16 protein-coding genes are annotated in these 17,045 nt (G+C 67.0%); 5 read left to right on the top strand and 11 right to left on the bottom strand.

The features are described from left to right. Positions 1-42 precede the first annotated feature (42 nt). The 7 genes from AB0O34_RS32730 to AB0O34_RS32700 all read right to left on the bottom strand — a co-directional run bounded on the left by AB0O34_RS32730 (position 43) and on the right by AB0O34_RS32700 (position 8,188). The gene (locus tag AB0O34_RS32730; protein WP_363922124.1) at positions 43-816 is read right to left on the bottom strand and encodes a succinate dehydrogenase/fumarate reductase iron-sulfur subunit; all 774 of its coding nucleotides are present in this window, start codon (positions 814-816) and stop codon (positions 43-45) included. Then, positions 816-2,723 carry a fumarate reductase/succinate dehydrogenase flavoprotein subunit gene (locus AB0O34_RS32725; protein ID WP_363922122.1) on the bottom strand — a complete coding sequence of 636 codons (1,908 nt, stop codon included), beginning with the start codon at positions 2,721-2,723 and terminating at the stop codon, positions 816-818. The genes AB0O34_RS32730 and AB0O34_RS32725 overlap by 1 nt, the downstream gene beginning before the upstream one ends. Before the next feature lie 8 nt (positions 2,724-2,731). Next, complete coding sequence (locus tag AB0O34_RS32720) at positions 2,732-3,547, bottom strand: hypothetical protein (RefSeq protein ID WP_363922120.1); 816 nt, start codon at positions 3,545-3,547, stop codon at positions 2,732-2,734. A gap of 221 nt (positions 3,548-3,768) precedes the next feature. Further along, positions 3,769-4,218, bottom strand: coding sequence for a response regulator (locus AB0O34_RS32715; RefSeq protein WP_363922118.1), 450 nt, complete (start codon positions 4,216-4,218; stop codon positions 3,769-3,771). Continuing rightward, positions 4,211-5,788, bottom strand: a complete 1,578-nt coding sequence (locus AB0O34_RS32710) for an ATP-binding protein (RefSeq protein WP_363922116.1) — start codon at positions 5,786-5,788, stop codon at positions 4,211-4,213. Before AB0O34_RS32710 ends, AB0O34_RS32715 begins: the two co-directional genes overlap by 8 nt. Positions 5,789-5,902: 114 nt before the next feature. Next, the gene (locus tag AB0O34_RS32705) at positions 5,903-7,099 is read right to left on the bottom strand and encodes a SpoIIE family protein phosphatase (protein WP_363922114.1); all 1,197 of its coding nucleotides are present in this window, start codon (positions 7,097-7,099) and stop codon (positions 5,903-5,905) included. A 150-nt stretch (positions 7,100-7,249) separates the two neighbouring features. Further along, positions 7,250-8,188 (bottom strand): LysR substrate-binding domain-containing protein, encoded by a 939-nt coding sequence (locus AB0O34_RS32700; protein WP_363922112.1) that lies wholly within the window; start codon positions 8,186-8,188, stop codon positions 7,250-7,252. A 315-nt stretch (positions 8,189-8,503) separates the two neighbouring features. On the opposite strand from AB0O34_RS32700, the gene AB0O34_RS32695 reads away from it, so the two are divergent. From AB0O34_RS32695 to AB0O34_RS32685, 3 genes are read left to right on the top strand one after another with little or no spacing between them, the layout of a single operon-like run. Further along, complete coding sequence (locus AB0O34_RS32695; protein ID WP_363922110.1) at positions 8,504-9,139, top strand: succinate dehydrogenase cytochrome b subunit; 636 nt, start codon at positions 8,504-8,506, stop codon at positions 9,137-9,139. Next, a complete protein-coding gene (locus tag AB0O34_RS32690) occupies positions 9,136-11,061 on the top strand; it encodes a fumarate reductase/succinate dehydrogenase flavoprotein subunit (protein ID WP_363922108.1) in 1,926 nt (641 codons plus the stop codon). Before AB0O34_RS32695 ends, AB0O34_RS32690 begins: the two co-directional genes overlap by 4 nt. A 56-nt stretch (positions 11,062-11,117) precedes the next feature. Continuing rightward, the gene (locus tag AB0O34_RS32685) at positions 11,118-11,855 is read left to right on the top strand and encodes a succinate dehydrogenase/fumarate reductase iron-sulfur subunit (RefSeq protein ID WP_363922126.1); all 738 of its coding nucleotides are present in this window, start codon (positions 11,118-11,120) and stop codon (positions 11,853-11,855) included. A 126-nt stretch (positions 11,856-11,981) separates the two neighbouring features. Here AB0O34_RS32685 and AB0O34_RS32680 read toward each other — a convergent pair whose 3' ends face one another. Together AB0O34_RS32680 and AB0O34_RS32675 are read right to left on the bottom strand one after the other, a co-directional pair. After that, positions 11,982-12,212 (bottom strand): DUF397 domain-containing protein, encoded by a 231-nt coding sequence (locus tag AB0O34_RS32680; RefSeq protein WP_363922106.1) that lies wholly within the window; start codon positions 12,210-12,212, stop codon positions 11,982-11,984. 32 nt (positions 12,213-12,244) lie between these two features. Further along, positions 12,245-12,613 (bottom strand): DUF5753 domain-containing protein, encoded by a 369-nt coding sequence (locus AB0O34_RS32675; protein WP_363922104.1) that lies wholly within the window; start codon positions 12,611-12,613, stop codon positions 12,245-12,247. 35 nt (positions 12,614-12,648) lie between these two features. Here AB0O34_RS32675 and AB0O34_RS32670 point away from each other — a divergent pair, with 35 nt between their 5' ends. Beyond that, positions 12,649-14,475 (top strand): glycoside hydrolase family 15 protein, encoded by a 1,827-nt coding sequence (locus AB0O34_RS32670; RefSeq protein ID WP_363922102.1) that lies wholly within the window; start codon positions 12,649-12,651, stop codon positions 14,473-14,475. A gap of 431 nt (positions 14,476-14,906) precedes the next feature. Here the strand turns inward: AB0O34_RS32670 and AB0O34_RS32665 are convergent, their stop codons facing one another. Together AB0O34_RS32665 and AB0O34_RS32660 are read right to left on the bottom strand one after the other, a co-directional pair. Next, positions 14,907-15,569 carry a hypothetical protein gene (locus AB0O34_RS32665; protein WP_363922100.1) on the bottom strand — a complete coding sequence of 221 codons (663 nt, stop codon included), beginning with the start codon at positions 15,567-15,569 and terminating at the stop codon, positions 14,907-14,909. A 94-nt stretch (positions 15,570-15,663) separates the two neighbouring features. Beyond that, entirely contained in the window at positions 15,664-16,557 is an 894-nt protein-coding gene (locus tag AB0O34_RS32660) for a HipA domain-containing protein (RefSeq protein WP_363922098.1), read from the bottom strand. A 252-nt stretch (positions 16,558-16,809) separates the two neighbouring features. Here AB0O34_RS32660 and AB0O34_RS32655 point away from each other — a divergent pair. Continuing rightward, on the top strand, positions 16,810-17,045 hold a 236-nt coding region (locus AB0O34_RS32655; RefSeq protein WP_363922096.1), incomplete at its 3' end, for a hypothetical protein.

The following is a 17,045-nucleotide window of genomic DNA, read 5'->3' as shown; positions in this document are numbered from 1 at the left end:
CGACCGTCACGGTCGGCGGCCCGTCGCCACGTACGGCCGGGTCTAACCCGCCTTGGAGCCAGACGAGCTCGACCGCTTGAAGATCTTGTTGCCGAGCCAGACCAGCGGGTCGTACTTCCGGTCGACGACGCGCTCCTTCATTGGGATCAGCGCGTTGTCAGTGATCTTGATGTGCTCGGGACAGACCTCGGTGCAGCACTTGGTGATGTTGCAGTAGCCGAGACCGTGCTCCTCCTGCGCGGAGTCCTTGCGGTCGGCCACGTCGTACGGGTGCATGTCCAGCTCGGCGATGCGCATGAGGAAGCGGGGGCCGGCGAAGGCCGCCTTGTTCTCCTCGTGGTCGCGGATCACGTGGCAGACGTTGTTGCACATGAAGCACTCGATGCACTTGCGGAACTCCTGGGACCGCTCGACGTCGATCTGCTGCATGCGGTACTCGCCGGGCTTGACGTTGTCCGGCGGGGTGAAGGACGGGATCTCCCTGGCCTTCTGGTAGTTGAACGACACGTCCGTGACCAGGTCCTTGATGACGGGGAAAGTCCGCATCGGGGTCACGGTGATCGTCTCGTCCTCCTCGAACGTCGACATGCGCGTCATGCAGCCGAGCCGGGGCTTGCCGTTGATCTCCATCGAACAGGAGCCGCACTTGCCGGCCTTGCAGTTCCACCGGACCGCGAGGTCGGGGGTCTGGGTGGCCTGCAGCCTGTGGATGGCGTCGAGGACGACCTCGCCCTCGTTCACCTCGACGACGAAGTCCTCCAGCCTGCCCTCGCCGCCTTCGCCGCGCCAGATGCGGAACTTGGCCTTGTAACCCATCAGGACTCCTTAACGAGCGCGTCGTAGTCCGCCAGCTCGTCGGCTGTGACGTACTTGCTGAGCTCCGCCCGGTCGAACAACGTGATCAGGTCCTCCCGCATGGGAGGCTGGTGCTTCTCCTCGATCGTGACCTCGCCGTCCGGGGTGACCCCGCAGAGCAGCAGCTTGCGCCGCCACTCCGCCGACATGCCCGGGAAGTCGTCGCGGGTGTGCCCGCCGCGGCTCTCCTCGCGGATCAGCGCCGCGCGGGCGACGCACTCGGAGACGAGCAGCATGTTGCGCAGGTCGATGGCGAGGTGCCAGCCCGGGTTGTAGATGCGCCCGCCCGGAGCCCCGGCGTTGGCCGCCCGCTCCTTGAGCTTCTCGACGACCTCCAGGGCCTCCTTGACCTCCTCGGCCTTGCGGATGATCCCGACGAGCTCGTTCATCGTGCGCTGGAGCTCGTGGTGGACCTCGTACGGGTTCTCCCCGCCCGTCCGCGAGAGGGGGGCCATGGCCTCGATCTCGGCGTTCTTCAGCGTCTCTTCCGCGGTGACCGGCCGGGCCGCGAGCCCGTCGACGTACTCCGCGGCCCCGGCGCCGGCGCGGCGGCCGAACACCAGCAGGTCGGAGAGCGAGTTGCCGCCGAGGCGGTTGGAGCCGTGCATGCCGCCCGAGACCTCACCGGCCGCGAACAGGCCCGGCACCGACGAGGCGCCGGTGTCGGCGTCCACCTCCACGCCGCCCATGATGTAGTGGCAGGTCGGACCGACCTCCATGGGCTCGGCCGTGATGTCGACGTCGGCAAGCTCCTTGAACTGGTGGTGCATCGAGGGCAGCCGCTTGACGATCTCGGCGGCGGGAAGCCGGCTCGACACGTCCAGGAACACGCCGCCGTGCGGGGAGTTGCGGCCGGCCTTCACCTCGGAGTTGATCGCCCGGGCGACCTCGTCACGCGGCAGCAGCTCCGGAGGGCGGCGGTTGTTGGCCTGGTCGTTGTACCAGCGGTCGCCCTCCTCCTCCGTGGTGGCGTACTTGTCCTTGAACACCTCGGGGATGTAGTCGAACATGAACCGCTTGCCCTCGGAGTTGCGCAGCACCCCGCCGTCACCGCGTACGGACTCGGTGACCAGGATGCCGCGCACGGACGGCGGCCACACCATGCCCGTCGGGTGGAACTGGATGAACTCCATGTTGATCAGCTTCGCCCCGGCGAGCAGCGCGAGCGCGTGCCCGTCACCGGTGTACTCCCAGGAGTTGGAGGTCACGGTGTAGGACTTGCCGATGCCGCCGGTGGCGAGGACGATCGCGGGCGCGTCGAAGCAGATGAGACGGCCGGTCTCGCGCCAGTAGCCGAAGGCGCCGCTGATGGCGGCGTCCTCGGTCGGAGCCTCCTTCAGCAGCTGGGTGATCGTGCACTCGGCGAAGACCTTGATGTACGCCTCGGGGTCGCCGTGCAGCTTCTCGTCCTCCTGCTGGAGGGCGACGACCCGCTGCTGGAGCGTGCGGATCAGCTCCAGGCCCGTGCGGTCGCCGACGTGGGCGAGGCGCGGGTACTCGTGGCCGCCGAAGTTGCGCTGGCTGATCTTGCCGTCCTTGGTGCGGTCGAACAGCGCGCCCCAGGCCTCCAGCTCCCAGACGCGGTCCGGGGCCTCCTTGGCGTGCAGCTCGGCCATCCGCCAGTTGTTGAGGAACTTCCCGCCGCGCATGGTGTCACGGAAGTGCACCATCCAGTTGTCGGCGGGATTGACGTTGCCCATGGCCGCGGCGGCCCCGCCTTCGGCCATGACCGTGTGGGCCTTGCCGAACAGGGACTTGCAGACGATGGCGGTGCGCTTCCCCTGCTGCCGGGCCTCGATTGCCGCCCGGAGTCCGGCGCCGCCCGCTCCGATGACGACGACGTCGTATTCGTGACGCTCGATTTCCACTGTGATCCTTAAGCGAACGGGAAGTTGATGATGCCCTTGGCGACGAGCCGCACGTAGAGGTCCGCCAGCATGACGGAGTACATGGACAGCCAGGCCAGGAGCATGTGCCGGGAATTGAGCTTCGAGACGAAGGTCCACGCCTTGTAGCGCACGGGGTGCTTGGAGAAGTGGTTGAGCCGTCCGGCCGTGATGTGGCGGCAGGAGTGGCAGCTCAGCGTGTACGCCCAGATCAGCACCACGTTGATCCACAGGATGGCGGTGCCGAGGCCGAAGTGACCCCAGTTGCCGTGCGCGTCGCGCAGCGCGAGGACCGCGTCCCAGGTCAGCACCGCGGCGATGAGGATGGCGCCGTAGAAGAAGTAGCGGTGGACGTTCTGCAGGATCAGCGGCAGGCGGGTCTCACCGGTGTACTTCTTGTGCGGCTCGGCCACGGAACAGGCCGGCGGCGAGAGCCAGAAGGCGCGGTAGTAGCCCTTGCGGTAGTAGTAGCAGGTGAACCGGAACCCGGCCGGCAGGCCGAGGATCAGGATGCCGGGCGGCAGCGTCCACCAGTCGCCGAAGGGCGCGAGCCCGAGGAACCGCGCGCCCTCGGGACAGGACGTCGCGAGACAGGGTGACGAGAACGGGGCGATGTAGGGTTCGACGAAGTAGCTCTTGTCGAAGATCGCCCACAGTCCGTACACAAGGAACGACGCGAGCGCCGCGAAGGTGATAGCAGGGGCCAACCACCATCGGTCCGTGCGCAGGGTGCGGGCCTTGATCTGGGCCCGCTGCTTCCTCTGCGCCGGTTCACTGGTCGGCCGGCCGGCCGTTGTCTGGCTCATCGGAGAACTCTCCACCTCCCGCGGACCCCCCTCGCCTCATGGGTGCGGGGTCCGGGCTTTCACATTTGGCTGGGTGCCGCGCGCGTTGTGGTTTCGCGCCGGTCACACAGTCGCGCGCGCCGGTGGGGCCCTACGTTACGACGGCGGGATCCCTCTGTGTGAGAAGGGTCACTCACTTTTTCGACTGACCTGGTGTGATTCCCGTCACGTCACAGTCAGGCTCAGGAACGTTGACCCGTCCTTGGCAGTTTGACGACCGATACGAAGAAGTCGTCGATCTGCCTTACCACCCTGATGAACTGGTCGAAGTCCACCGGCTTGGCCACGTATGCGTTCGCGTGCAAATGATAGCTCCGCAGGATGTCCTCTTCGGCCTCCGAGGTCGTGAGGACGACCACGGGAATGCTCCTGAGGTCGGCGTCGGCCTTGATGTCCTCCAGGACCTCCCTGCCGTCCTTGCGGGGCAGGTTGAGGTCGAGCAGGATCAGGTCGGGCCGGGGCGCCTCGCCGTACTGGCCCTCACGGCGCAGGAAGGCCATGGCCTGCTCGCCGTCGCTGACCACGTGCAGCGTGTTCTGGACCTTGTTGTGCTCGAACGCCTCCTGCGTCAGCAGAACGTCTCCCGGGTCGTCCTCCACGAGCAGGACGTCGATGAAGCGGTAATCATCCATGCAGTTCTCCAGGAATCGCGGGCAAGGTCCAGCGGAATGTCGTGCCAGGTTGGCCGGCGACCGAGTCTTCCAGCCAGATCTTCCCACCGTGAAATTCGACGATCTTCCTGCACAGCGCCAGGCCGATGCCTGTGCCCGGGTACACGTCTCGTGGGTGCAGACGCTGAAATATCAGGAAGATTCGGTCAGCGTACTTGCTGTCGACACCGATGCCGTTATCCGCGCATGCGAACTCCCACATGTCTCCCTGCTCCGTGGCGGAGATGTGGACGCGGGGCGGCTCCCCGGAACGGAACTTCAGAGCGTTGCCGATGAGGTTCTGGAAGAGCTGGGTCAGCAGCACCCGGTTGCCGAAGACGCCGGGGAGCTCGTCGTGGGTCACGGTGGCGTCGGTGTCCTCGATCTGCGCTGAGAGGTTCCCCACCGCGATGTCCAGCACCTTCTGTACGTCCGTGGGGGCCTTCTCGCCGCCCACACGGCCGACCCGGGAGAGATCGAGGAGGTCGTTGATCAGCAGCTGCATGCGCTTCGCGCCGTCCACCGCGAAGGTGACGTACTGCTTCGCGCGGTCGTCGAGCTGGTGCCCGTACCTCTGCTCCAGCATCTGGGTGAAGCTCGCGACCTTGCGGAGCGGCTCCTGCAGGTCGTGGCTGGCGACGTAGGCGAACTGCTCAAGCTCGGCGTTGGAGCGGCGCAGCTCGGCGGTCTGGTCGGACAGCTGGCGCTGGGCCTCGGCGGCGCGGCGCCACTCGCGCACGATGCGCCCGCGCATGGCGTCGACGCGGCCGGACAGCTCCGCCAGCTCGGCGGGCCGCTCGACCTGCAGGGTGCGGTCGAAGTCACCCAGTGCCACGGCTCTGACCTGCTGGGTGAGCTGGGAGATCGGCCGGAGCACGATGTACCTGACGATGAGCGTGAAGGTCACCGCGGCGCCCACCGCCACGACCGCCAGCAGGATCAGCACCACGTAGAAGGTGCGCCAGCCCGCTTCGATGCGGACGCTGCCTCGGTCGTGCGACCGTCCGAGGTTCTGCTGCTGCGCGGCGAGCGCCGCCCGTACGGCGGTGAAGCGCTGGTTGTTGACCTGGGCGTAGGTGGTGGCGGTCTGCTTCTTCAGCTCCGGCACCTTGGCGATCACGACGTCGGCGTAGTCGCGGCGCCAGGCGGCCGAGGTCTCGACCAGGCGCGCGAGGTCGGCCCTGGCCGTCCCCTCGGGCATGCGGGCCGTCAGCGCGCCGAGCTTCGTCGTCGCGGCCGACTCGGCCTCGAGGCCGGCCTTGTAGTCCTGGAGGTACTGATCCTCGTTCGTGCGCCCGTAGGTGCGGACGGAGCTCTCCTGGGCGGACAGGGAGGTCGCGATCTCCAGGGTGCGCAGGACGGCCGGGTCGATCACGTCGACGACCGACTCGCGGGCGATGCGCATGTCGTTGATCGTCTTGATGGTCATGCCCGTGCAGACGACGAAGGCGAGCGCGACGAGCATCCCGGCGATCAGGAACCATCGTCCGAGGGGGAGCCGTCCGAAGCCGCTGGGCGGCACGGGCGGGGGCAGGGGGGGAAGGTCGGTCACGGTGGCCTCCGAGTCAGGAGTGCGGCCGCCCCTCCGACCGGGGCATGGGTGGTCGTCATGGCGACCTCCGGGCAGCACGCCGCCGGCGCCGGGCGTGCGTGCACGAGGGGCCGGTCACAGCGGGCCCTTGCCGACGAGTACGGCGGCGAGGTCGTCGCTGAGCGCGTCCCTGTGCATCTCTTGGACGGCGGTGATGATCCTGTCGAGGTCGATCTCTCCCTGCTCGCGGATGAGCGTGATGAGCCCCTCGGTGCCGAGCAGGTCAGGTCCGCCGCCCACCGTGGCCTCGATCAGCCCGTCGGTGTAGAGGAGCATCGACCAGTCGTCGCCGAGCTCCAGATCGATCGTGGTCCACTCGACGTCGCTGAAGATGCCCAGCGGCGGGCCGGAGGGCGCCTCGGCCACGACGTCGAGGACGCCGCCGCGGACCCCGCCCCGCACGAAAAGGGGCGGCGGGTGGCCCACCACGTGGAGCTGGGCGTGGCTGAGGTCGGGATCGATCGCGACCATGCACATGGTCGTGAAGATTTCCGGCGACTTGCGTTCGTTGCGCAGCACCCTGTCGAGGGTCGCGAGGAGCTCGTTGCCCTTGTGGCCGGCCAGCACCAGCGTGCGCCAGGCGATGCGGAGGGCGACGCCCAGGGCGGCCTCGTCGGGGCCGTGGCCGCAGACGTCGCCGATGACCACGTGCACGGCGCCGTCGGGGGTCTGGACGGTGTCCCAGAAGTCGCCCGCGAGGAGCGCCTGCCGGCGTCCGGGCAGGTAGCGGGCCTGGTGCTGGAGGCCTTCCCTCTCCAGCTCCTTCTTCAGCATGGGGACCGGCAGCAGGCCGTGTTCGAGACGGGCGTTCTCGCGGCTGAGGTGCTGCGCGTCGGCCAGCTTGCGCTGGGCGAGGTCGGCGCGCTTGCGCTCGATGGCGTAGCTGATGGCCCGGGCGAGCAGCCGCTCGTCGACGTCCTGCTTGACCAGGTAGTCCTGCGCGCCGGCGGCCACGGCCTCGACCCCCACGTGGGCGTCGTTGAGGCCTGTGAGCACCAGCACGGCGGTGTTGGGAGCCATGGAGAGCACCTGGCGCAGGGCTTCGAGGCCGGTGGCGTCGGGAAGCGAGAGGTCGACCACCACGCACTGCACCTCGGCGGTCAGCCGGTCGCGGCTCTCGGCGAGACTGCGCGCCCAGATGATCTTGGGGGGAGTCGGGGCCGAGGCCAGCAGCTCCTCCACCAGAAACGCGTCACCCGCGTCGTCCTCGATGAGGAGGATCGTCTGCATCTCGGTCGGCGCCTCCGGCATGCCGGGCGAGAGCGCGGTCACTGGTGCCTCTTGTGAAGTGATGGTTGACCTTGGCTGTTGCCCTGCACCATATAGCGAAAGTCGTCCAGACGCATGAAAGTACGAAACCGTGACTTAGGGGTATGAACCATGTGAAATGCCACTGCCCTACCGGTGAGTAACCCGGTAAGGCTACTCGGCCGGTGGCGAGGCCAACCCGACACCCTGCGGCAACGATCCCTCCTCGGCGGCTTCCGACAGATAGGAAAGCAGCGTAGCGCGGAAGGCCTGCGCCGCCCGGGTAGGTTCCACGTCCTTGCGGTGAGCGAGAGCTATCGTGCGGCGAAGCCCCGGGGGGGCGAGTGGGGTGCCCGCCAGGCCCGGCCGCCCGTCGAGGACCATCGACGGCACCACCGCCACCCCGAGCCCCGCCTCGACGAAGCGCAGCACGGCGTCCATCTCGCCGCCCTCCACGGCGAAGCGCGGCTCGAACCCGGCCTGCCGGCAGGCGCTGAGCGTCGCCTCGCGCAGGTCGTACCCCCGGCGGAACATCACCAGCGGACGCCCGCGCAGCTCCTCGATGCGGATGTACGGCTTGCGCCCCCGCGTCGCGGCGGGGCACGCGACCACGAGGTTCTCCTGGAGGATCTCCTCGGTGATCAGCGAAGGGTCGCTGCTGTGCAGGGGCAGGATGATCAGCGCCAGGTCGAGCTGGCCCCGCGCCAGGTCGCGGACGAGGTCGCGCGACCCGCCCTCCTCCACCAGCAGGTCGATGCCGGGGTAGTCGCGGTGGAACCGGGCCAGCGCCTCGGCCAGCAGTCCCGCGCACAGGGAAGGCGTGGCGCCGAGCCGCACTCGCCCCCGGCGGAGCCCGGCCAGCTCCGCCACCTCGCGGCGGGCCGTGTCGGCGTCGGCGAGCATGCGGCGGGCGAGGGGGAGCAGCGCCTCGCCGGCGGGCGTGAGGGTCACGTTGCCCCGGGCGCGGCTGAACAGTGGCGCGCCCAGCTCGGTCTCCAGGGTCTTGATCTGCTTGCTCAGCGACGGCTGGGCGACCCGCATCCGCTCGGCCGCGTGCGTGAAGTGCGAGGTCTCGGCCACAGCGACGAACGAGGCGAGTTGCTGTAGCTGCACGTCTCACAGCGTACGGGGCCGTTCCGGACGGTCCCCCGCGGGCGAGGAGCTTGTGAGATTGCTCGCATCCGCGCGCCCGCGCCCGCGCGCCATCTGTACGGAGCCATGGGCCATAGCCTCTGGCTATCGGGACCAGGCACTTCATGACTTGGACGCTTACGGATCCCTTACCTAGCGTCGGAAGACGTGACATCGACGATCGAACGCGGTGCGGCCACCGCAAGGGTGACGCCCCGCGCCACGCCCCCGAAAACGCCGGGGAGGTCCCCGCGGTTCCGGGGTCTCTTCTGGTCGTCCAACGGCAAGAAGGCCGTCATGGCGGTGACCGGCGCCGTCCTGGTGCTCTTCCTCATCGGGCACATGCTGGGCAACCTCAAGATCTTCCTTGGCGCCGAGTCCTTCAACTCCTACGCGGAGTGGCTGCGTACCGTCGGCGAGCCCGCGGTGCCCGCCCGCAGCCTGCTCACCCTCACCGAGGTCGTCCTGACCCTCGCGGTCGTGCTCCACATATGGTCGGCCGTCTCGCTGGCCCGCCGCGCCTCCAAGGCCCGGCCGGTGAAGTACGTCGCCAAGCGGAAGTCGCAGGCCAGCGGATACGTCGTCCGCACCATGCGGTACGGCGGGGTCATCATCCTGCTCTTCGTGGTCTGGCATCTGCTCGACCTGACCTTTGGGGCGGTCAACCCCAAGGGCTTCGACGCCACCCCGTACGACCGCGTCGTGGCCGGCTTCGCGCTCTCGCGCTGGTGGGTGACGGCGTTCTACATCGTGGCGCTGGTCATGGTGGGACTGCACCTGCGTCACGGCCTGTGGAGCGCCTTCCAGACGCTCGGCCTGACCAACGGCCGCAGGCGCCGCTTCCTGAACGCCTTCGCCGCCGTCTTCTCCACCGTGCTCGTCCTCGGCTTCGTCGCCGTCCCCGTCGCCGTGATGATCGGAGCAGTGAAGTGAACTACACGATCGGCGAGCCCATTCGCGACGCGAAGGCCCCCGAGGGGCCCATCGAGCAGCGCTGGGACAAGCGCCGCTTCTCGGCCAGGCTGGTCAACCCCGCCAACAAGCGCAAGCTCAACGTCATCGTCGTCGGCACCGGCCTCGCCGGAGGATCGGCCGCGGCGACGCTTGGCGAGCTGGGGTACAAGGTCAAGTCGTTCTGCTACCAGGACTCGCCCAGGCGCGCGCACTCGATCGCCGCGCAGGGCGGGATAAACGCGGCCAAGAACTACCGCGGCGACGGTGACTCGGTCCACCGGCTCTTCTACGACACCGTCAAGGGCGGCGACTTCCGCGCCCGGGAGTCGAACGTCTACCGGCTCGCCCAGGTGAGCGTGAACATCATCGACCAGGCGGTGGCCCAGGGCGTGCCGTTCGCCCGGGAGTACGGCGGCCTGCTCGACACCCGCTCCTTCGGCGGCGCGCAGGTCTCCCGTACGTTCTACGCGCGCGGGCAGACGGGCCAGCAGCTCCTGCTCGGCGCGTACCAGGCCCTGGAGCGCCAGATCGCGGCCGGGACCGTCGAGATGCACACCCGCCACGAGATGCTCGACCTGGTCATCAGTGACGGACGGGCGCGCGGCGTCATCGTCCGCGACCTGGTGACCGGCGAGATCGAGACGCACCTCGCCGACGCGGTCGTGCTGGCCACCGGCGGGTACGGGAACGTGTTCTTCCTGTCCACCAACGCCAAGGGCTGCAACACCACGGCGATCTGGCGGGCGCACCGCCGCGGCGCCTACTTCGGCAACCCCTGCTACACGCAGATCCACCCGACCTGCATCCCGGTCAGCGGCGAGTACCAGTCGAAGCTGACGCTGATGTCGGAGTCGCTGCGCAACGACGGCAGGGTGTGGGTGCCGCTGCTCAAGGGCGACGACCGGCTCCCCGGCGACATCCCCGAGGCCGAGCGCGACTACTACCTGGAGCGGATCTACCCCGCCTTCGGGAACCTCGTACCGCGCGACATCGCCTCCCGGGCCGCCAAGAACGTGTGCGACGAGGGGCGTGGCGTCGGGCCGGGCGGTCTGGGCGTCTACCTGGACTTCGCCGACGCGATCGCCCGCCTCGGCAGGGACGCCATCGAGGAGAAGTACGGCAACCTCTTCGAGATGTACGAGCGCATCACCGGCGAGGACCCCTACACCCGGCCCATGCGCATCTACCCGGCCGTCCACTACACGATGGGCGGCCTGTGGGTCGACTACGACCTGCAGTCGACGATCCCCGGCCTGTTCGTGATCGGCGAGGCCAACTTCTCCGACCACGGCGCCAACCGCCTGGGCGCCTCCGCGCTGATGCAGGGGCTGGCCGACGGGTACTTCGTCCTGCCGACCACGATCGGCGACTACCTGGCCGACGGGCCCTTCGGGGAGGTCGACCAGGGGGCCGTCGACGAGGCGCTCGGCCAGGTCACCGGCAAGATCGGACGCCTTCTGTCGGTCGACGGCACCCGTACCGCCGACTCCTACCACCGCGAGCTGGGCAAGCTCATGTGGGAGTACTGCGGCATGGAGCGCACCGAGGAGAGCCTGCGCAAGGCCCTTTCGCGCATCCCCGAGCTTCGCGAGGAGTTCTGGAACAACGTCAAGGTGCCCGGTGACGAGGAAGGCCTCAACCAGGCGCTGGAGCGGGCCGGGCGGGTCGCGGACTTCTTCGACCTCGCCGAGCTCATGTGCCTCGACGCGCTCCACCGCACCGAGTCCTGCGGCGGTCACTTCCGGGCCGAGTCCCAGACCGAGGACGGGGAGGCGCTGCGCGACGACGAGAACTTCGCGTACGTCGCGGCCTGGGAGCACGGCTCCGGGGGCGCCCCGGTGCTGCACAAGGAAGAGCTCGACTACCAGTACGTCAAGATGAGCCAGCGGAGCTACAAGTGAGCGCGTCGGAGAAGACGGTAAGCCCGGTCCGCACGGCGGACGAGGAGCGTCAGGGCATGAGCCTCACGCTCAAGGTCTGGCGGCAGAACGGCCCCGCCGACAGCGGACGGATGACGACTTATCAGGTTAAGGACGTGTCGCCGGACATGTCCTTCCTGGAGATGCTCGACGTGCTGAACGAGCGGCTCATCCTGGAGGGTGACGACCCGGTCGCCTTCGACCACGACTGCCGCGAGGGCATCTGCGGCATGTGCGGCATGGTCATCAACGGGGTCGCCCACGGCGAGCAGCGGGCCACGACGACGTGCCAGCTGCACATGCGCCACTTCGAGGACGGCGCCACGATCACCATCGAGCCGTGGCGGGCCGCGCCGTTCCCCGTGGTCAAGGACCTGGTCGTCGACCGTGGCTCCTTCGACCGCATCATCCAGGCCGGCGGCTTCGTCTCCGTGCCCGCGGGCTCGGCTCCGGACGCGCACAGCGTCCCGGTGAAGAAGGACGACGCCGACGACGCGTTCGACGCCGCCACCTGCATCGGGTGCGGCGCCTGCGTGGCCGCCTGCCCGAACGGCTCTGCCTCGCTGTTCACCGCCGCGAAGATCACTCACCTGGGCCTGCTCCCGCAGGGCCAGCCCGAGCGCGACTCCCGCGCCGTCGCGATGGTGGAACAGATGGACCTCGAAGGCTTCGGCGGCTGCACCAACACCGGCGAATGCACCGCCGTCTGCCCCAAGGGCATCTCCCTGGACGTCATCGCCCAGATGAACCGCGACTACCTGAAGGCCGCGAAGTAACTTTCGCCGACAAGAGCCGTACCACCGACCATCGCGCCGGGGTACGGCTCTTGTCGTATGCGCGGACTTCACGCCCCTTCGACCGCCGCCCCAAGGTGCGTCCCACCCACCTCGCAGCGTCAGGACTCAGTCGAACTCAGAGGCCTTGACGCCACGGACGAAGGCGTTCCACTCATAGGAAGGGAACGCCAGCACAGGGCCGTCGGGATCTTTGGAGTCGCGTACGAGGAGAAGCTTTCCGCTGCCCGTCTGACTCGGGGTGACATGCGGATCGGTGATCAGGCCGACCTCCACGCAATTGCCGCCCTGGCCGCTGCTTCGCGTGCTCTTCCGCCATTTGACCTGCGAAATGTCCACTACGGACCCCTTGTTCTCTTGTTGAACGGTGATCAGACCAGGTCCTTGACCACCTTCGCGATCAGCGCAAGCGACTCGTCGGGACCAAGTGCGCGTGCGCGTAGATGGTCGAATATCACGTTATAAGTATCTACCTCTGCCGGGTCCTCCAGATAGAGACTGCCTGCGCGGTACTCGACGTAGACGACGTTCGGGTCTCCTCGCTCAGGAAAGCCGAGAATGGTGAAGGCGCTGTCCATGCCCGGATGCGCTCCTGCTTCGAAAGGCAGGACTTGAAGCGTGACGTTGTTGAGTCGCGTGATCTCTGCGATCCGTCGCTGGACGGCTTTCGGGTGTCCTGCTGGGCGAATTGTGGTGCTTCCTTGGCGTGGGGCATACCTCTTCAAATGCCTCAAATGCATAGCTTGAGGGAGGGAGTCGACGGGGAGAGGGTGCCATGGCGGCTGGAGGATTCTGTCAATCCGACGGCTCCGGCTACCTGCCGATCGCCGATCACGGGCTGATCGGCGACCTTCGGACCGTCGCCCTCGTGGGCACGAACGGCACCATCGACTGGTACTGCTGCCCGCGCTTCGACGCCCCGAGCGTGTTCGCTTCCATCCTTGACGCCGACCGCGGTGGGTCATTCGAACTGGCCGCCGACGTACCGGCCAGGACCAAGCAGTTCTACTTCCCCGACACCAACGTCCTGATCACCCGGTTCTTCGCCGCCGACGGAGTGGCCGAGATCCAGGACTTCATGCCGATCGCGGACGACTCGCGCGAGATCGATCGTCACCGGCTGATCCGGCGGGTGGTGTGCGTGCGCGGAACGCTGCCGTTCCGGGTCCTCGTAGCGCCGCGGTTCGGCTACGCGACCCAACCGCACACCGCGCACGTACAGGACGGGAGGACGATCTTCGAGTCGGAGGAGCTCTCGCTGATTCTGACCAGCAGTGTGCCGGTCGACTGTGACGGACAGGATGTGCGCTCCGAGTTCAAGCTTCACGAAGGCGAGCAGGCGGTGTTCGCGCTCGACCGGGCCTGTGACCTGCCAGCACGGTCATGCGCGATCGCCGAGGCCGAAGACGAGTTCGCCGCCACGGTGAAGTACTGGCGTCGTTGGCTGTCCGCCTCCCGCTACCGAGGCCGGTGGCGCGAAGTAGTGCACCGCTCCGCGCTCACGCTGAAGCTGCTGACGTACGCCCCTACCGGAGGGATCGTCGCCGCGCCCACGACCAGCCTCCCAGAGCAGATCGGCGGCGAGCGCAACTGGGACTACCGCTACGTATGGATCCGTGACGCGGCCTTCTGCGTGTACGCGCTACTCAGGCTCGGATTCACCGAGGAGGCGGAGGCCTTCATGGGCTTCCTGTCCGAGCATGTCACCCTCAGCGGCGACGGGTTCTCGGGGCCGTTGCAGATCATGTACGGCATAGACGGAGCCACCGAGCTGCCCGAGCACGAGCTCGGCCACCTGGAGGGCTACCAGGGATCCGCCCCCGTACGCGTAGGGAACGCGGCCGTCGGGCAGCTTCAGCTCGACATCTATGGAGCGCTCATCGACTCCATCTACCTCTACGACAAATGGGGCAAGCCAATCTCCAGCGACCGCTGGGACGAGGTCTGCACGCTGGTGGACTGGGTCTGCCGGAACTGGGACAAGCCTGACGAAGGGATCTGGGAGACCCGCGGCGGGCGCAAGAACTTCGTGTACTCGCGGCTGATGTGCTGGGTGGCGATCGAACGGGCCATGCGCGTGGCCATCCATCGCGGGCTCCCCGCCGCGATACCGCGCTGGCGGCGCGCCCGCGACGCGATCTACCGGCAGATCATGCGGGATGGCTGGTCGCCCAGGCTCCGTGCGTTCGTCCAGCACTTCGACGACGAAGTGCTCGACGCATCCGTGCTGATGATGCCGTTGGCCAAGTTCGTCTCGCCCACCGACCCGAAATGGCTGTCCACCCTCGACGCGCTCGGCGAGCAACTGGTCTCCGACTCGCTGGTCTACCGCTACGACCCCGACATGAGCCCGGACGGCCTGCGGGGGATCGAAGGCACCTTCTCGATCTGCTCGTTCTGGTACGTGGAAGCGCTGGCGCGCGCCGGGCGCGTGGACGAGGCCCGGCTGGCCTTCGAGAAGATGCTGACCTACGCCAACCACCTGGGCCTGTACGCCGAACAGATCGGGCACACCGGGGAGCAACTCGGCAACTTCCCCCAGGCATTCACCCACCTGTCGCTGATCAGCGCCGCATTCAACCTCGACCAGGCCCTCGGCTAGCGCCGCCTTTCGCGTACGAGCATGGCAGGAAGCGGTCAGGGTGGTGCAGCTTGCTGCCGTCTGTTCGTCTGGTTTGTGGGTTGTGATTCCCGCAGAGTTGTTTGTGCGAGAACAAATACACAGCACTCAGGAAAGAGACGAAGAAATGACGAACTCCACTTTCTCCTCGGTCAGCTCCAACCGTTCCGCCGGCACCACCTGGGACTCCTACTCCCGCACCCCCGGCACCACCTGGTACTAATCAAACCCGTAGAGACCGGCTAAATCGAAACCCGGCATTATCCAAGCCCTAGTAACACGTACGAGAATTTCGCCCTCCCCACCCGCTCGGGGGAACTGCCTGATCTCTCCACCGGCATCCGCCACCCGACCGGCTGACTATCAGAGAACCCACTCAGCCTACAAACCGAACAGCCGGCTGGGGTCGACCATCAAGCGGTCGTAGCCCACTCTTCGCCACGAAATGGCAGATAGCCTTCCCGTACGGAGCCTTGGAGTTGCACCCTGAGACGCAGGTTAGGCGGAACGTCGCCTCTGTTCACCTTAGCTACACGAATTGTCATGCCGCCGACATCTCGAACAACATGGACGTAACCAAGAAGGAGATCTGGAATCCAGCCGAGCTCGTCTCCGCCATGCGTTACCAGGAGCGCACGGGAATTAACCGCATTCTGCTTATCGTCCCTCAAGACGAGCAGCTCGCCCTCGTGAAGAGCCGAGATCCGGGATTCGGCTCCTGCCTTGTAACGCGTGCCGTGCACGAAAAAGCTTGCGGACGTCCGGCCTTCGTCGTCGACCTTGGGTTCGGCCATCAGGAAGATCGAATCTCCCGCACGGCGGCCTTCCGACCTGCCCAACACGACCAAGGCCGGAGCGCCTTCAGGCAAACCCAGAATGGTCAAGTAACGGTGGTAGTCGGATCGGCGCGAATCCATGAGACGCTGGCGGAACAGCGGGAACAGCTCGGCCGACTCATAGCGGCGCTCTAGATCCTCGAAGCCCAGCAGGGGGCGGAAGCCGGGAATGTCCAGAACTCGTTGCAAATAAGCGAAAGAGAAGCCTGCAGTGAGCTGATCGAGGACGCCAACGGGCATGATCAAACGGCTTCGTGGGTCTTGCCATGCGACCAGCAGTCGAGGCGCGTCCATCGTGCTACCCGCACGCGCGGACATGGTCCGCCGGGTCGAACTAGGCATCCAACAACCTCCTCCTGTTAGTGTCCACGAGCTCCACTGCGAACCTACGTGCGGCCTCCGACATTTCGGGGATGGACGCGGCCAGACACGTAATGCGATCTTCATTGCAGGCCGCCAGCCGGTCAAGCCAGTATCCGCGAGCTCCTGGGCCAAGAAGCCCCAACGCCTCCGACGCGAAGTCAACCAGGGGAATCTGACGACACCCTTCGAACCGATGCGCCGTGCCCCTCCGCAGGAATGCTTCCCATTCCCTCTCGTCGCGCAACTTCCGAGTCCGCTCCTCGTCTGTGAGACTGAAGCCGAGGCTCGTCGCATGATCGTAGGAAGGAGACAGCCTCTGATCTCCAACGCCCGGCCCGCGCAGCACCGACCAGTTCGCCGGGTGCCTGTCGCGGTTGGCGATCAAGCCGTCGAGAACCAAGTAGCCAACGAAGACATCGAACGCGCCCAGATCGGCGGGGCCTACGAACCCCGGCGGCTGGCCGTAGTCCTTCAAAACTTCCCGAATGTTCGGCAAGGTGTGCCCTTGGTGCTGCCTATCCATCGGGTCATGGTTCCCAAGCAGATGGGCGAGCAGCAGCCAGCCCGGCTGCAGCTCCCAACCATCGGAAGGCTTGACATCGTAGGAGACGCATCCCCGGCGCCCATCCCGAACAACAAGATCGATATCGGCCGCCGGCACGCCCATCAGGCGCGCCAGCTCGGACGCGAACTTCTCCAGCCAGTGGTCCGCCTGCTCGGCGTTGTCATGCCGCACATTGGGCTTGAACAGGGCCCGCCGTCCAGTCTTGGGATCGTTCAGCCAGACCTTCTCCTCTGATCCGCCCGCCTCAAACAGGTCCACGGGCCAGTCTGTGGCATCCACCACCTGGAAGGACTCCGTCACCCCAACGCGGTATCCAGTCCGCCACAGCAGGGTTTGGATTTCACCCACCTACAGCGGCAACGAACTTAGCCATGCCCTGCGGGGGTGTCCACCCGACTTCTCAATGGTTCCCGTCCCCAGCGACACGGCCGGAGTCCGTAGAGACACGGCCCGGGGTAGCGAGCGGCCGGAGTCCCCAGCGATGCGGCGGGATTCCGTCGAACAGCACGGCCGGCCAGTGCTCCGCTCTGGTGAGGTGTTCGGGTTCACCTGGTGGCGTGGTTCGAGCCCCAAACGGGTCTTGCACGCCGGGCTGAGCTGCGGTTGGGCGTGCTGGTGCCGCTGGTCGGCCGGCGCCCTGACCTCGAGGGATGCCTTCCGCACGGGTTCACGGCGTTATGTCTCCTGTGGGCATGGCAGGAAGCGGTCAGGGTGGTGCAGCTTGCTGCCGTCTGTTCGTCTGGTTTGTGGGTTGTGATTCCCGCAGAGTTGTTTGTGCGAGAACAAAT

The sequence above is a fragment of the Sphaerisporangium sp. NPDC088356 genome, from assembly GCF_040685555.1.
In the GTDB taxonomy this organism is placed as follows: Bacteria; Actinomycetota; Actinomycetes; order Streptosporangiales; family Streptosporangiaceae; genus Sphaerisporangium.
Note: the sequence above shows the minus strand (reverse complement) of the source record. Positions and strands in the feature narration are given on the sequence as shown.

Coding starts and splice junctions, on each gene's coding strand:
- AB0O34_RS32720 (WP_363922120.1), bottom strand. CDS start 3,547: ATGAGCCAGACAACGGCCGGCCGGCCGACCAGTGAACCGGCGCAGAGG.
- AB0O34_RS32730 (WP_363922124.1), bottom strand. CDS start 816: ATGGGTTACAAGGCCAAGTTCCGCATCTGGCGCGGCGAAGGCGGCGAG.
- AB0O34_RS32665 (WP_363922100.1), bottom strand. CDS start 15,569: ATGCCCGTTGGCGTCCTCGATCAGCTCACTGCAGGCTTCTCTTTCGCT.
- AB0O34_RS32715 (WP_363922118.1), bottom strand. CDS start 4,218: ATGGATGATTACCGCTTCATCGACGTCCTGCTCGTGGAGGACGACCCG.
- AB0O34_RS32670 (WP_363922102.1), top strand. CDS start 12,649: ATGGCGGCTGGAGGATTCTGTCAATCCGACGGCTCCGGCTACCTGCCG.
- AB0O34_RS32675 (WP_363922104.1), bottom strand. CDS start 12,613: ATGCATTTGAGGCATTTGAAGAGGTATGCCCCACGCCAAGGAAGCACC.
- AB0O34_RS32685 (WP_363922126.1), top strand. CDS start 11,118: ATGAGCCTCACGCTCAAGGTCTGGCGGCAGAACGGCCCCGCCGACAGC.
- AB0O34_RS32695 (WP_363922110.1), top strand. CDS start 8,504: ATGGCGGTGACCGGCGCCGTCCTGGTGCTCTTCCTCATCGGGCACATG.